Annotated in this window: 1 protein-coding gene; it reads left to right on the top strand. The window is 67.2% G+C overall.

Annotated elements, in window-relative coordinates; genetic code table 11:
- Positions 1–253, top strand: a 253-nt coding sequence (locus ACQG3P_RS20845; RefSeq protein WP_426806117.1) for a sugar-binding domain-containing protein, incomplete at both ends; no start/stop codon positions are given.

Here is a 253-nt window from a genome sequence, read left to right as displayed (position 1 = left end):
CCCCTCGAAGCCGCCGTTCCCGCCAGCTACAACGACCTGTTCGCCGACTCGGAGATCCGCGATCACGTCGGCTGGGTCTACTACCAGCGCGAGGTCCGCGTTCCGCGCGGGTGGCACGATGAACGGATCCTGCTGCGCTTCGACGCGGCGACGCACGCAGCCCGTGTGTACGTCGACGATCGCCTGGCCGGGGAACACGTCGGGGGATATACGCCGTTCGACGTCGACCTGACCGATCTCGTCGAGTACGGAG

Source organism: Stenotrophomonas sp. SrG (assembly GCF_050031795.1).
Taxonomy (GTDB): domain Bacteria; phylum Pseudomonadota; class Gammaproteobacteria; order Xanthomonadales; family Xanthomonadaceae; genus Stenotrophomonas; species Stenotrophomonas rhizophila_A.
Note: the sequence above shows the minus strand (reverse complement) of the source record. Positions and strands in the feature narration are given on the sequence as shown.